Annotated in this window: 16 protein-coding genes; 12 read left to right on the plus strand and 4 right to left on the minus strand. The window is 26.5% G+C overall.

All coding sequences use genetic code 11. The annotated features are described in order from the left end of the window. The first annotated feature begins 59 nt into the window (after positions 1–59). The 4 genes from RWY47_RS09165 (at position 60) to eam (ending at position 3,217) form a co-directional block, all read left to right on the plus strand. Positions 60–248, plus strand: coding sequence for a hypothetical protein (locus tag RWY47_RS09165; RefSeq protein ID WP_021429477.1), 189 nt, complete (start codon positions 60–62; stop codon positions 246–248). Positions 249–375: 127 nt separating this feature from the next. Beyond that, a complete protein-coding gene (locus RWY47_RS09170; protein WP_167402908.1) occupies positions 376–993 on the plus strand; it encodes a HutD/Ves family protein in 618 nt (205 codons plus the stop codon). Between the two features lie 120 nt (positions 994–1,113). Further along, a complete protein-coding gene (locus tag RWY47_RS09175; protein WP_224170435.1) occupies positions 1,114–1,755 on the plus strand; it encodes an isochorismatase family cysteine hydrolase in 642 nt (213 codons plus the stop codon). Positions 1,756–1,951: 196 nt separating this feature from the next. Continuing rightward, positions 1,952–3,217: a glutamate 2,3-aminomutase gene (eam, locus tag RWY47_RS09180; protein ID WP_150843105.1), complete on the plus strand. Its 1,266-nt coding sequence runs from the start codon at positions 1,952–1,954 to the stop codon at positions 3,215–3,217. Positions 3,218–3,244: 27 nt separating this feature from the next. Here eam and RWY47_RS09185 read toward each other — a convergent pair whose 3' ends face one another. After that, complete coding sequence (locus RWY47_RS09185) at positions 3,245–4,882, minus strand: Na/Pi cotransporter family protein (protein WP_021429521.1); 1,638 nt, start codon at positions 4,880–4,882, stop codon at positions 3,245–3,247. A 596-nt stretch (positions 4,883–5,478) separates the two neighbouring features. Here RWY47_RS09185 and RWY47_RS09190 point away from each other — a divergent pair. From RWY47_RS09190 to RWY47_RS09215, 6 genes are all read left to right on the plus strand, one after another. Continuing rightward, positions 5,479–6,366, plus strand: a complete 888-nt coding sequence (locus RWY47_RS09190; RefSeq protein ID WP_201768767.1) for a YitT family protein — start codon at positions 5,479–5,481, stop codon at positions 6,364–6,366. 167 nt (positions 6,367–6,533) lie between these two features. Beyond that, a complete protein-coding gene (locus tag RWY47_RS09195; RefSeq protein ID WP_021429537.1) occupies positions 6,534–7,421 on the plus strand; it encodes an ABC transporter ATP-binding protein in 888 nt (295 codons plus the stop codon). Between the two features lie 3 nt (positions 7,422–7,424). After that, a complete protein-coding gene (locus tag RWY47_RS09200; protein WP_150843103.1) occupies positions 7,425–8,225 on the plus strand; it encodes a hypothetical protein in 801 nt (266 codons plus the stop codon). A gap of 58 nt (positions 8,226–8,283) precedes the next feature. Beyond that, a complete protein-coding gene (locus RWY47_RS09205; RefSeq protein ID WP_224170436.1) occupies positions 8,284–9,309 on the plus strand; it encodes a hypothetical protein in 1,026 nt (341 codons plus the stop codon). A 158-nt stretch (positions 9,310–9,467) separates the two neighbouring features. Then, on the plus strand, positions 9,468–10,190 hold the full coding sequence (locus tag RWY47_RS09210) for a response regulator transcription factor (RefSeq protein ID WP_025162129.1): 723 nt from the start codon (positions 9,468–9,470) through the stop codon (positions 10,188–10,190). Between the two features lies 1 nt (position 10,191). After that, positions 10,192–11,601: a HAMP domain-containing sensor histidine kinase gene (locus RWY47_RS09215; protein WP_316030301.1), complete on the plus strand. Its 1,410-nt coding sequence runs from the start codon at positions 10,192–10,194 to the stop codon at positions 11,599–11,601. A 17-nt stretch (positions 11,602–11,618) separates the two neighbouring features. Here the strand turns inward: RWY47_RS09215 and RWY47_RS09220 are convergent, their stop codons facing one another. Continuing rightward, on the minus strand, positions 11,619–11,771 hold the full coding sequence (locus tag RWY47_RS09220) for a hypothetical protein (RefSeq protein WP_167402907.1): 153 nt from the start codon (positions 11,769–11,771) through the stop codon (positions 11,619–11,621). Between the two features lie 151 nt (positions 11,772–11,922). Here RWY47_RS09220 and RWY47_RS09225 point away from each other — a divergent pair, with 151 nt between their 5' ends. Further along, positions 11,923–12,324: a hypothetical protein gene (locus tag RWY47_RS09225; RefSeq protein WP_150843099.1), complete on the plus strand. Its 402-nt coding sequence runs from the start codon at positions 11,923–11,925 to the stop codon at positions 12,322–12,324. 50 nt (positions 12,325–12,374) lie between these two features. On the opposite strand, the gene RWY47_RS09230 is transcribed toward RWY47_RS09225, so the two are convergent. Beyond that, a complete protein-coding gene (locus RWY47_RS09230; RefSeq protein ID WP_150887203.1) occupies positions 12,375–12,707 on the minus strand; it encodes a hypothetical protein in 333 nt (110 codons plus the stop codon). A 79-nt stretch (positions 12,708–12,786) separates the two neighbouring features. Beyond that, entirely contained in the window at positions 12,787–13,446 is a 660-nt protein-coding gene (locus tag RWY47_RS09235) for a hypothetical protein (protein ID WP_224170438.1), read from the minus strand. A 120-nt stretch (positions 13,447–13,566) separates the two neighbouring features. Here RWY47_RS09235 and RWY47_RS09240 point away from each other — a divergent pair. Beyond that, positions 13,567–14,239, plus strand: a 673-nt coding sequence (locus tag RWY47_RS09240; RefSeq protein ID WP_316030302.1) for a DEAD/DEAH box helicase, incomplete at its 3' end; no start/stop codon positions are given.

Here is a 14,239-nt window from a genome sequence, read left to right on the forward strand (position 1 = left end):
GATATTAACTATAGAGTTTTAAATATTAAAACTTATTAATTTGTATGGAGGATGAATTTATGAAAAAAGGTATGATTCCAATAGCATTAGGTACAGCAGTTACTACAGCAGGAATTGTTTTAGATGTTAAGCAAAACAAGCATGATAAATTTGATAAAAAAGATTACAAAAACATGGCAGGTGCTCTTTTAGTAGGAGCAGGAGTTGCACATATAGTACTTGGAGGAATAGATAGAGCAAGATATTAAAAATAAAACTGTAGAACATTATGTTCTACAGTTTTATTTTTAAAATAATTTTAGTACATTGTAATATAGGCATCAGATTTAATATATAATTAATATAAATACGTATTTAAATTAGGAGGGGGATATTTTGACTTGTAAAATTAAAATTGTAAAAGAGCAAGGTCAGAAAATTAACAAATGGTCTGGAGGAATCACAAATCAATTGTATATATATCCTGAAAATTCTTCGTATGAAAATAGAAATTTTAAATGGAGAATAAGCTCAGCAACTGTTGAAGCAGAAGAGTCAGAATTTACGAAACTTCCAAATATACAAAGAAAAATAATGGTTTTAGATGGTGGTTTACTATTAAAGCATCAAAATCACTATGACAAAAAGCTTGAAAAGTTTGATATAGATAGCTTTAGTGGGGATTGGGATACTACAAGTTATGGAAAAGCTACAGACTTTAACTTGATGACAAGTGAAGATTGTAGTGGTGAATTAAGATACATAAATGTAAAATCAGAAATAATTTTAGAACCTAAAATGAATTTAAATGATAGTTTCTACAGATATGAATTTAATTGTTTTTACAGTTTAAATGGAAGCTTTAAAATTAAATTAGATAATGGTAATACGCTTGAAGTAGAACAAGGTGATTTAGCTATAGTAAAATTTAAAAAAGGATTTAAAGGAAAATTAATTTTAATAAATAGTCAAGAAGAAGAATTAGATATAATTGAAAGTATAGTTTATTACTAAATGTAAAAAGTATAATTGTATGTATACAATTATACTTTTTAGTTTTTTGGACTTGTTATAATTGATGGAAGATAAATACTTTGATATTATTGTAATAAATATTTAAAAAGGGGTGAAAAAGTGGAAAAGCTATTAAGTGATTTAAAATATATGAAAGAGAGTTTAACTCAATTAGAAGATATAAATATTGATGAGTTAGATATGGAAAAAACCATATTGTTTATTGTGGATATGAATAATGGCTTTGCTAAAAAAGGTTCTTTATATTCAGATAGAGTAGAAAAGTTAATAAATCCAATTAAAAAACTAGGTGATTATGTAGTAAGTAAAAATTGTAAAGTTGTAGCATTTACAGATAGCCATACTAAAGAATCTATAGAGCTACAAAGTTATCAAACTCATTGTTTAAGTGATGATGAAGAAAGTGAAGTTGTTAACGAAATAAAATCTATTAGCAACATAAAAATAGTACCTAAAAATTCTACTAATGGATTTTTTTGCTTGAATGATATAAGTTTTAAAAACATTGAAAATGTTATAATTGTTGGAGACTGTACTGATATTTGTATTTACCAATTTGCAGTAACATTGAAATCTTATTTTAATCAAAATAATATTTATAAACAAATTATAGTACCAATGGATTTAGTAGATACTTACGATATACCGAAAGTACATAATGCTGAAATTATGAACATAGTATTTTTTAATAGCATGATTCAAAATGGAATTAAAGTCGTAAAAAACATAATATATAAATAAAATTAATATGTCTTAATTTTATTAAGACCTATTAATTTTGTTAAATTTCAGAATTTATTGAAAAAAGAGAAAAAATATGATAGAATAAATTCAAAGAAAGAAAAAATGCAAGTAATCAGTCATTAATTATGTTAAAAAAAACACAACTATGACGCGGAAGGGGGAACCTAAGTGATAAAGCTTAGGGAAGTTGCTTATGAATGAGAAAAATAAGATTTCTTTAGAGAGAGCATCAGAGTTAAAAGCAAGAATAGAAGATTATATAAAAATTAAAGATACAATTCCAACTGGTATTAAAAATGAAGAATCCATAAAATATAGAAAAAGAAAAATTTTAGAGGTTTTAAATGCAAAAGAAGAAGACTGGGATGATTATAAATGGCAGTTATCTAATAGAATAACTGATGTTGATATGCTTAGTAAAATTTTAAGCTTAACTGAAAAAGAAGTTGAAAATATTAAAAATGTTCAAAGTAAATTTAGATGGGCTATTTCTCCATACTATCTAAGCTTAATAGATCCTAATAATCCATATGATGCAATAAAATTAATGTCAATTCCATCTAGTGTAGAACTAGACGAATCAATAAGTGATTTAGATCCTATGGGAGAAGAATTCACCAATCCAGCAGGTAGTATAACTAGAAGATATCCAGATCGATTAATTATAAATGTTACAAATGAGTGTGCTATGTACTGTAGACATTGTCAAAGAAGAAGAAATATTGGGCAAGAAGATTGCCAAAAAAGTAAAGAAGTATTAAGAGAGTCTATAAATTATATTAAAGAAAATACGGAAATAAGAGATGTACTTATAACTGGTGGAGATCCACTCACACTTAATGATGATATGTTAGAATGGATAATTAGTGAAATAAGAAAAATTGATCATATAGATTATATAAGATTAGGAAGTAGAACTTTAGTAACTATGCCACAAAGAATCACTGATGAATTTTGCAATATGATAAAGAAGTATCATCCTATATATATAAATACACATTTTAACCACCCAATGGAAATAACAAAAGAAACTAAAGAAGCATGCGAAAAATTAGCAAATAACGGAGTTCCATTAGGAAATCAAGCGGTTTTATTAAATGGAGTTAATAATGATAAATATTTAATGAGATGTTTAAATCATGAGCTTCTTAAAATAAGAGTAAAACCTTACTATATATTCCATAGTAAACATGTAAAAGGAACTACTCATTTTAATACATCTGTAGATGACGGGATGGAGATAATGGAGTATCTAAGAGGATATACATCAGGGATGGCTATTCCAACTTATATAATAAATGCTCCTAAAGGAAAAGGTAAAACACCTTTATTACCTCAATATTTAATCTCAAAGGGATCGGATTATATAATGATAAGAACCTGGGAAGGTGAAGTTGTTAAAGTAGAAGATAATAAATCTGTTAATATAAAAGATGTTATAGATAAAAGCATAATATAAAAAGGAGATGAAAATTCATCTCCTTTTTTATGCTGATTGATTTTGATTAATTTTTATAACTCTTTTAGCTATACTTGCAGAGTGGTCTGAAATTCTTTCAAGATTAGTTAATAAGTCTAAATATATTATCCCAGAGTCTATACTACAAGAATGAGTATTTAATCTGTTCATATGTTTAGCTCTATACAATTTATCTAAAGCATCAACTTCATCTTCTATTTTTAAAACGTCATTTGCAAAGTTTACACTATTTTGTTTCATTGCCTCAAGTGATAAAGTGTAGGCATCTAAAACTTTATTATATATATCCATTATTTCAGATTTTGCACTATCTGACATAACAGCTTTAAGTTTCATTGATGATTGAGCTAACTCAGCTATATTTTCTGATAAGTCTCCAACTCTTTCTATATCATTTACTGTGTGGAACAATAAATCTAGAGAAAATCTCATCTTATCATCTAAAGTTTTATTAGACAGCTTTATAAGGTAATCTAGTACTTTTCTTTGTTGTTCATCTAGTACTTTTTCTTTTTCAAATGTAGTTTTTGCATCCTCTTCAGAATGTTCAAGTAAGGCATTCATAGAACATGTAAAACTTTTTTTAGCTTTGCTACCCATTCTAAGAGCTTCTCTAACTGTATTTCCAAAAGCTATAGATGGAGTTTCTAACATTCTTTCATCTAAATACTTAGTTACATGACTATCATATTCTTCTTCTTCACCTGGCTTATCAGGTATAAGGAACATAGCTAATTTAACTATATATTTAGAGAATGGTAATAATATTATAACATTTATTAAGTTGAATAAAGTATGAGAGTTAGCTATTTGTCTAGCTGTATCAGTTGGGTCTAAATGAGTAACTATCATTGTTATAGGTTTATTTAAAACCAACATGAATAGGATAGTTCCTATTACGTTAAAACATAAATGCATTAAAGCCGCTCTTTTGGCGTTTTTGTTTGCACCAACACTTGATATAAGCGATGTAGTACAACTACCTATATTATCTCCATATAAAATTGGTAATGCACCAGCTAATGGCATTAAACCTTGAGAAGATAAAGCAATTAATATACCCATTGAAGCACTTGAACTTTGTAAGCAAGTAGTCATTGCAAAACCAGCAAGTAATGCTAATATTGGGTGTGTTGCAAGTCCTGCCAACATGTTTCTAAAGAATGCATATTCAGATAAAGGTGCAACTGCATCCTTCATAAATTCCATACCTATAAATAGTATTGCAAATCCTATAAGGATTTCTGATATATTTTTTAATTGTGGTTTAGATTTTGAACCAACCATATATAAAACAATACCTATTCCTAAAGCTATAGATGAAAATATGCTCGCGTCAAAAGATACTAACTGAGCTGTTACAGTAGTACCTATATTTGCTCCCATTATAATACCTATCGCTTGATATAGAGTCATTATTCCTGCGTTAACGAATCCAACTACCATTACAGTAGTAGCTCCACTACTTTGTATGATACCAGTTACAACAGCTCCTACTAAAACTCCCATAACTACATTACTAGTTAAAAGCTCTATAGCTTTTTCAAGTTTAGGACCTGTTGATTTTTGAAGACCTTCTCCCATTATGTTCATACCATAAAGGAATAAACCAAGACCTCCAATAAGACTTATGAATATAGACAAGATTGTTCCCTCCTCGGAAATGTTAATTTTCTTATTTTCAATTTTCTTACTTTCTTATGTACCATAATATAATACCAAAAAATTCGACAAGTTATGTTAAGAAATTGTTAAATTTAAGCTTAACAAGTTTAGATAAACATTAAGAAATTGTTAATAGTGGTGAAGTTAAAAATATGAAAATGATTTATCAAGATTATGAATCATACAATAAAAGCAAATTTTATTGAAATCATAAGTGAAACAAAATATATTTCATGTATTAATATGGACTTAACATAATCTTGAAAAAAGTTAAAAATTCTTTACAAATACTTACTATATTAAACTTAATTGTTAAATTTGAAAAAGTTCAGGCACATAAACAGTAAAGATGGTATATTAATAAATGTAAGATTTCACTGTATCGAGGATATGTATATATAGTAATACTTTTGACATAATAAAAGTGTAGAAAGCTTGGAATTAATAAATTATAAAAGAAATTGCATTCAATTTTCAGAAAATTCTTGAAAACTAGACAAAATTATTATATAATATAATTATAAAAACAGAATAATTTTATTGTAAAATTATAAGAAATTAAAAGAGGTGATAAAATGAAAGAAGTTAATGCAAAAAGAATAAGAACGGGTTATGAATTTATAATGATAACAATTGGATCATTAATTGTAGCTATGGGCCTTGAGTTGATATTGTCTCCAAATGGGATGGTGGATAGTGGTACAACTGCTTTATCAGTAATAATACATTCATTAACAGGTATTCCTATGTTTATACTATTACTTGGATTTAATATACCAATTTTACTATTTACATCAAAAACATTTGATAGAATGTTTCTATTTAAAACTTTATGGGCTAACATTTGTGCATCTACATTTTTATATTTTTTAACACCAGTTCCACCAGTAACTACATCGGAGTTGTTAATAGTAATTTATGGAGGGGTAGCACTAGGATTAGGAGCAGGAACTGTTATTAAGTTCGGAGGAGCTATAGATGGTAGTGAGATGCTAGCTGTATGGGCAAATCAGAAATTTAAAATACCGGTATCTACATTTTTAATGAGTATCAATATTATTGTTTTAGTAGTTACGGCAATAGTGCTGAGTATTGAAAGTGCGATGTTTTCTTTAATTGTAATATATATGATGACTAAGCTAGTGGATTTAATATTAGATGGATTTAACCAAGGTAGGTCTATTATAGTAATGTCTAATAAAGTTGAAGATATAGGAAATCATATTGTAAATAATTTAGGTATTTCAATAACATATTTACAAGGGTATGGAGGATATTCAGGAAATGAATCGAAAGTTATTTTATGTATAACTGATAAGTTTACTTACCCAACGTTGAAACGCAACATTTTAGATATAGATAGCAATGCTATAATCGAGACAAGTTACTTGGCAGATAGCCATAATATAGAAAAAACATCAATAGAGCATGTTATAAGAAAGAATTTACCTGGAATTAAATAAGAATTAAATAAAAAATAGACACGATGCAATATTAAAAAAGCATAGTGTCTATTTTTTATTTTAAATTTTAATTTATTTAAGGATTATTTAAGATTGAGTTTATAATGGATTAAGATTACCTAAATATAATATAACCATAACAACGAACACAATATATGGAGGTAATTATGAATAAATTAGAAATAGTAAATTTAACGAAATCATACAAATACAAAAATGCTAATGAAAATATAAACTTAGTTTTAGAAAGTGGAGTTTATGGATTGCTTGGACCAAATGGTGCAGGGAAAACAACTTTAATGAAACAAGTTGCAACATTAAAACAACCTACAAGTGGAAAAATTCTTTACAATGGAAAAGACATAAATACTTTAGATGAAAACTATAGAGCTATAGTAGGATATTTACCACAAGATTTTGATGCTTATAAAAATTTTAGTGCAAAAGACTTCTTATTATATATAGGGGCTTTAAAAGGTATGGATAAGAGAACGGCTAAAGAAAAGGCTGATAAATTGCTGAAATTAGTAGGGCTTTATGATGTAAGAAATAAAGCAATATCAAAATTCTCAGGGGGTATGAAAAGAAGAGTTGGAATAGCACAAGCTCTTTTAAATGATCCTAAAATTCTTATACTAGATGAACCAACAGCGGGGCTTGATCCTCAGGAAAGAGCAAGATTTAGAAACTTATTATCTCAAATAGGTAAAGAAACGATAGTAATACTATCAACACACATTATATCGGATATAGAATCTGTCGCTAAAGAAACTATAATGATAAAGGATGGAAAAGTATTATTACAAGGTACTCACAAAGAAATATTAGATGATATGAATGGAAAAGTTTATAGCATAAAAGTTAAAAATGAAAGTGAAGTTTATGCTATACAGAACAAATATAAAATAGTTAGTATACAACGTGGAGTAGAGGATATAGAACTTAGAGTTATAAGTGAAAATTCAATAACAGATGCTGATGCAAAGAGTATAGATCCTAGGTTTGAAGATGTATATATGTTCTATTTTGACTTAGAAGATTCAAGGGAGGTATAAATTATGACTAATATTGTAAATGCAGAATTTAAAAAGCTAATGAAGAAAAAAGGACTAATGATATTTTGGGCGTTTTCTTTATTTTTAGCATATACATGTGTCCATAGTTCGGGGTTGTCTGATGGGTATGGAGATTTATTTAGTAAATTTTATGGGTTAGCACCTTTGATGGGAATTTTAATGTTTAGTTTATTTTCTGGAAGTTTTATATTAGAATTTGAATCTAACATGGACTCAATAATTAAATCTACTAAAAATGGTAAATGCAAATTAGTTTTAGGTAAAAGCATAGCTTATGGAATAGCTGCAAGCTTATTGAATTTGTCAATTTTAGGAGTGATGAGTTTTAAAGTATTAGCTGCAAATAATTTTGGTGGATTACACATGAGTATAAAAAATATTTGGTATTTTGCAAATAGTGGGTCTAATTTAACAGTATTACAAATGTTAATGATAATGACATTAACAATAATTTTAGGATCTTTCCTATTTGCAAATGTAGGATTATGGTTATCATCTATAAGTAAAAAAGCAGTAGCTCCATTCTTTATAGGTGGATTGATAATGGGGATTCCATATATAGCTTTGATAACAAGAAATTTATATAGTGTATTTAGCGGTGCAACTAATTTAGATAAACTTGAGAAAATAGTAGGATTTACACCATTATTTGGAATGTATAGTTCAGAAATTATAAAATATGGAGTATCGCCTATAGCTTTTGTAGTATTTATAGGAATAAGTATATTAGGAAGTTATGCATTATATAGATTTACTACGAAGGCTTTTTTAACAGAAAGATAATTTGTTAAACATATAGGATCAATATAAAAACTATAAAATTATCTTTAGGAGGTAACAGATGATAACGTGGGAAGTCAAAAAATTATTTAAAAATAAATCAATAATAATATCGAGCATTATTTTATTGCTTTTATGTGGAATGATGAGTCTTATAAAACCTGAGTTAGAAACAGAAAACTCATATGTAGACGATAAAGGAAAATATACAGTAGACAACAGATCAGAAACTATTATAGCAAATGAAAAATTAAGCTATAAGATAAGAGGATTAAAAGAAATTAAATCACAAAATAGTATGAAAAATACAGATGAATTAACTAAAAAAACTAGTGATATGGCAAATTTAAAACTTGATAAGGATTCGGGAAAAGAATATAAAGATGTAAGTTTTTACAAAGTTTTTAATTATAGATTAAGCAATATGCTTGCAAGTGTTGTTATCGTTGGTATAACAATATATATTTTTTCTAATATATATACTGATGAAAAATTATCTAATGTAGACTCTATAATACTATCGAGTAAAAACAAGGCTAAATCTTTATTTTCAAAACTGTCATTATCTATAATATTGCCAGCAGTCTTATATTTAATATATGTGTTAATAATAGGTTGTATAACAATGATTCAATATGGACAACCAGCAAATGGAGCGTTACAGGCATATAGAATAGTTGATATAGTAACGTTAGTAAATCCAATTTCAATAAATGAGTATACGATTCAAAGTATATTAACAATGATGATTATATTTATAAGTACTGGAATATTTGCAAGTTTATTTTCGTTCATAACTAAAAGCTCAGTAGAATCTATAGTGGGAATTACTGTTTTCTTAGTTATAGGAAAGCTATTAACATTAATGAAGTTTTTACCTGCAAAAATAATAAATATAATTAGTTATTCAAACTATATAGATGTAATAATGCATCCAGAAATGATCATAGGAAACTATATGGGAAATATTAGCTTGTTTGGGCAAAGTATAGGGATTATAAGTTTAGTTTATATAGTATTAGGATTAATTTTATTAATGGGTATGGGATTAAATATATATGTATTTAGAAAGGTTCTAACTAAATAAACTTAAAGTAACGAGTTATAGGATTTATAAAAAATGACTAATATTTAATTATGATTAAATATTAGTCATTTTGTTTTACATACATTATTTGTAAATTAGGTTTTTTTAGGATAAAATACAATTAAATAAACGTTGTAAAAATGATATAGGAGGTTTATATGGAAAGTACAATAAAAGAAAAAAACATACTATTAGTAGATGATGAAGTAGATATATTAAAGTTATTAAGCACAGTTTTTAAAAAGGAAGGATTTAACAATATTTATACAGCAGAAACAGGGAATGAAGCTTTAGATATATTTAAAAATCAAAATATAGATATAGTAGTGTTAGATATAATGTTGCCGGATAAAGAAGGATATGATGTGTTTAAAGAAATTAGAGCCATATCTCAAGTTCCAGTTTTATTTTTATCAGCTAAGACTGAAGAGATGGATAGGCTAGTAGGGCTTGCATTGGGGGCTGATGATTATATAACAAAGCCATTTAGTCCAAAAGAAGTTGTACTTAGGGTAAAGTTAAATCTAAAGAAAAATATTATATTAAATTCAGTAAAAGAAGAACCTGAAAGTACTAAGTTAGAGTTTGGACCATTTGAAATAGATGAAGATAAAGTAGAAGTTAAAAAACATGGAAAGACTCTGGAATTAAAAGCTAAAGAATTTAAAATGTTTTTATATATGGCTAGACACTTAGAGCAAATTATAAGTAAAGAGAAATTTTGCGATGAAGTATGGGGCGATGATTTTATAGGCTATGATAACACTATAATGGTACATATAAGAAGACTTAGAGAAAAAATAGAAGATAATCCATCTAAACCTAAATATATAAAAAATATTAAAGGATTAGGGTATAAATTAACTTTAAAGGAAGATTAATATGAAGTGGAAAATAACACTAAGATATGTAGTTAGTATTATTTGTGTAGTTATGATTGTAACTATATTAAATATAATTGGAATAATAGGAGTTACACTATCGAATAAATCAAATTCTCCAGAAATTCCAGAAACTGACTTTACTAGAGAGTTTAGCAAATATATTCAGGTTGAAAGTAATAAAATAGATATAAGTAAAGAAGGAAAAAAATCTTTAGATGATAAAGGAATTTGGATACAAATTTTAGATGAAAATGGATCTCAAGTATATAAATATAATGCTCCAAAAGAATTAAATGAAAAGTATACTCCAATGGAACTTATAAATGGATATAAGTATGCAGGTGGATTACCTAACTCAGGATCAGACAATATTTTAGTTTCAAGTAAAAAAGTTGGGGATGAAGAATATACATATTTACTTGGATTTCAAAAGGGAGAAGTAGAAAAATATATAATAACATATAATCTAAAAGATTTAGCAGACACTACAATAAAAGTAATATGGATAATATTATTTATAGATTTGATAATAGCTTTAATAGTAGGATATATTTTTAGTAGAAGATTAACAAAACCTATGAAAAATATTATCAAAGGGGTAGAAAATTTAGAAGAAGGAAAATTCGATGTATACTATAAGGAAAAAGGATTGTATGTAAGTGTATATAAAAAATTAAATAAATTATCGGATACTTTAAAAAGTAATGAAATTGAAAGAAATAAATTAGATAAGTTAAAACAAGAGTGGATAGCAAATATTTCTCATGATATAAAAACACCTCTATCTTCAATAAAAGGATATGCGGAAATTTTAAGTGATGAGGATTATGATGTGGATAGGGAAGAAGCTAAAGATTACGGAGTTATAATTAATGAAAAATCAGAGTATATAAAAGAATTAGTTGATGATTTAAACTTAACTATGAAATTAAAAAGTAGTGATAGAGTTTTAAACAAAAAAGATGAAAATATAGTCAGAATTATAAAAGATTCTGTTATTCAAATTTTAAATGATCCTAGATATTCAAATAGAGATGTTGAATTTACTTCAAACAAAGACTCAATAATTAAATCAGTAGACAGTATGCTTTTTAAGCGAGTAATAAACAATCTTGTTTATAATGCATTAATTCATAACAATGATAAAGTTAAAATTAAAGTTGAAGTTGAGTATATAAGTGAAACTGAAACAATTATAAATATTGAAGATAATGGAAAAGGTATTGAAAAAAAAGATTTAGAAAGAATATTTGATAGATACTATAGAGGGACAAGTACTGGAGAGGTGCATAAAGGGTCTGGCCTTGGAATGGCAATAGCTAAAGACATTATAATTGCTCATGGGTTTGATATAGAATTGGCTAGTGAAGTTGGAGAAGGAACTAAAATTAAAATAATTATTAAATAAAAAAAGTCGATCTATATTTAGATCGACTTTTTAATACAATTAACATCCACATTTACATCTACAACAACATCTACAGCAACCACATCTAGGACAAATTTTAAAAAATAAAAAACATCTTCCACAGCATCTACATCTGCAACATAAAAAATTTCTATTTTGCATATATACACACCTCCTTATATTAATATATATAAAAGTGTAAAATATGGTGCAAAAAAATGAATAAAAATAAAAAAAGTAAAATAGTGTCAAAAAATGAAACTTGTCATATAGTAATGTATGGATATTTTATCCATACATTACTATATAGGAGCTGAAAGCATGAGCTGCAAATATAAAAAAGGATGTTCTTATAAAAAGAATTGTCAGTGCAATAATCAATGGAATCAGTGGAATCAATGTAAACCATGTAATTGCTGTAACAAATGTAATAAATGCAAGTGTAATTGTTCAAATGGATGGCAATGGGTTAAATTCCCAACTTGTAGAGATAGAAACAAAAATGATGTGTATGAAATTTTAGGGAAATTTGTATATGATTTATTATCAGACATGGATTTACCATGCGGTCACCCAGGAATAAGAGAAATAATAAGAATATTAGAAAATGGCGGACATTTTCCATGTGGGCATCCAGGTTTAGAAGAGTTAATATTAATGGCTATACTAGAAGATAACAAGGAACTATGTAAAACAGCTAAAAAGATATGTTGTAAAAAATAGTTTTTAAAAGTAAGGCCCCTTGCATTTGTGCAAGGGGCCTTTTTTATTTATTATCTATTTCCGTGAATTAGTAAAAGATATGAAGCTCCAGCTAGTTTAGGACACATAGAATTCTTAAAATTTATTTTACCGACTAATTTATTTTCTTTATAAATAAAACCATTATTATCAACATTTCCAATAGGAGCTAAGTTTGAGTTGTTTGAGTATACAAACCCATCATCATCTATACTTCCTACAATATTGTTGAAGTTATCATAAACAATGTTATTATCAACTTTTCCAACAGGGCAATTGTGATATAAATGATTATGAACTATATTGTTTGCATCCAACCTAGCTACAGGGTTACTGTTATAAGGAAAATTTATTATTTCAAACATAATTAGGACTCTCCTTTTAAAATTTAATATATTTAATTTTATTAAATTAAGATTATGGTTATGAATGAATTCTGAAAATTTAAACAAAATCGTAAGTATAGTACCATGTAATACTACTTAAGTCAGCATTAAAAAGTTCATACTCTTTGCTTAAAAAAGGTAAATAGACTTTTTTTGCTGAGTATACGCCTAAATTACCTGCGATATCTATATTTTTAAAAATTTTACTTGCAAAAACTATTCCTCTAGCATCTCTTAACTCTATATAAAAATTAAATAAGTCAGCTATAGCAAAATTTTTAAGATTTAAGATGTATCCATCTAAATATAGAGTCTCACTTGATTCTTTTAAGCTATTAACTATTAGATTTATAGTATTACTTTGAGTATCAAATTTTGTACAGTAATATAGTTCTTTAGATGTAAACTCATTTCTCACATAAAGATTATTGTAAATACTTTTATATAGGTTAAAACTAGCTAAACTGAAATAAAGATTATTTTTATTAAATTTATTGATTTGTTTACTCTCTATAGACATTGCATTTTTTAAATTTGACTTTAGGTCTAAATTAATATAGTATTCATCTGCCAAATTAGATGTATTTCTTGAAATTATTTGTAGTTCATTATTTAAAAAGTTAATGTTTCTTAAATAATTATTTATATTATTTTGGGGTAAGTTAGAGTTGTTTAGCATAACTGTTAAATAATCAAAAAAATCTTTTTGGCTACACAAATATATTCACCTCCTAGATCAACGAGATTATATAATATATGTTAAAAAATTAAGATTAGTTCTGATGTATGATATAATAAATAGCTATAAAAATTTAATTTAGTAAAATAAGGTGGTAAAATGGATAATAATTTTAGAAAATTTAATTTGAATAAATATATAACTAAAGCTCTTTTTAACATGGGATACGTAGAACCATCAAAAGTTCAGGAAGAAGTGGTACCAAAACTTTTAAATAAAGAAAATATTGTAGTTAAATCAAGAACAGGCAGTGGTAAAACAGCTAGTTTTGGAATTCCTATATGTGAGAACATAAATATTGAAAATAATAATATACAAGCATTAATAGTCGTACCAACAAGAGAATTGGCTCTTCAAGTAAAAGATGAAATTGCAAATATAGGAAGGTTAAAGAAAGTTAGATGCAGCGCTATATTTGGAAAACAGCCAATAAAAGAACAAATTTTTGAACTGAAACAGAGAGTTCATATAGTTGTAGCAACACCTGGTAGAATAATTGATCATATAAATAGAGGTACAATAAATTTAAACCAGTTAGAATATTTTATTATAGATGAGGCTGATAAAATGTTAAATAAAGGTTTTGTAGATGATATGGAATTTATATTTAATAATATTCCTATAAAGGCTACTACTGGATTATTTTCAGCGACAATAGATAAAGAAATAAGCCATATATGCGAAACGCATATGGGAAAATATAATCAAATTATTATTGATGAAAATTGCATTTATAAAAATAAAATAGAAGAAAATTTGATGTATTCTAATG

Origin of the sequence: Paraclostridium sp. MRS3W1 (assembly GCF_032465715.1) — a bacterium.
GTDB lineage: Bacteria > Bacillota > Clostridia > Peptostreptococcales > Peptostreptococcaceae > Paraclostridium > Paraclostridium dentum.

Bases quoted from the DNA above. Each gene is read 5' to 3' on its own strand.
- RWY47_RS09225 (WP_150843099.1), top strand. From the start codon at position 11,923: ATGAGCTGCAAATATAAAAAAGGATGTTCTTATAAAAAGAATTGTCAG.
- RWY47_RS09200 (WP_150843103.1), top strand. From the start codon at position 7,425: ATGACTAATATTGTAAATGCAGAATTTAAAAAGCTAATGAAGAAAAAA.
- eam (WP_150843105.1), top strand. From the start codon at position 1,952: ATGAATGAGAAAAATAAGATTTCTTTAGAGAGAGCATCAGAGTTAAAA.
- RWY47_RS09190 (WP_201768767.1), top strand. From the start codon at position 5,479: ATGAAAGAAGTTAATGCAAAAAGAATAAGAACGGGTTATGAATTTATA.
- RWY47_RS09215 (WP_316030301.1), top strand. From the start codon at position 10,192: ATGAAGTGGAAAATAACACTAAGATATGTAGTTAGTATTATTTGTGTA.
- RWY47_RS09230 (WP_150887203.1), bottom strand. From the start codon at position 12,707: ATGTTTGAAATAATAAATTTTCCTTATAACAGTAACCCTGTAGCTAGG.
- RWY47_RS09195 (WP_021429537.1), top strand. From the start codon at position 6,534: ATGAATAAATTAGAAATAGTAAATTTAACGAAATCATACAAATACAAA.
- RWY47_RS09210 (WP_025162129.1), top strand. From the start codon at position 9,468: ATGGAAAGTACAATAAAAGAAAAAAACATACTATTAGTAGATGATGAA.
- RWY47_RS09205 (WP_224170436.1), top strand. From the start codon at position 8,284: ATGATAACGTGGGAAGTCAAAAAATTATTTAAAAATAAATCAATAATA.
- RWY47_RS09165 (WP_021429477.1), top strand. From the start codon at position 60: ATGAAAAAAGGTATGATTCCAATAGCATTAGGTACAGCAGTTACTACA.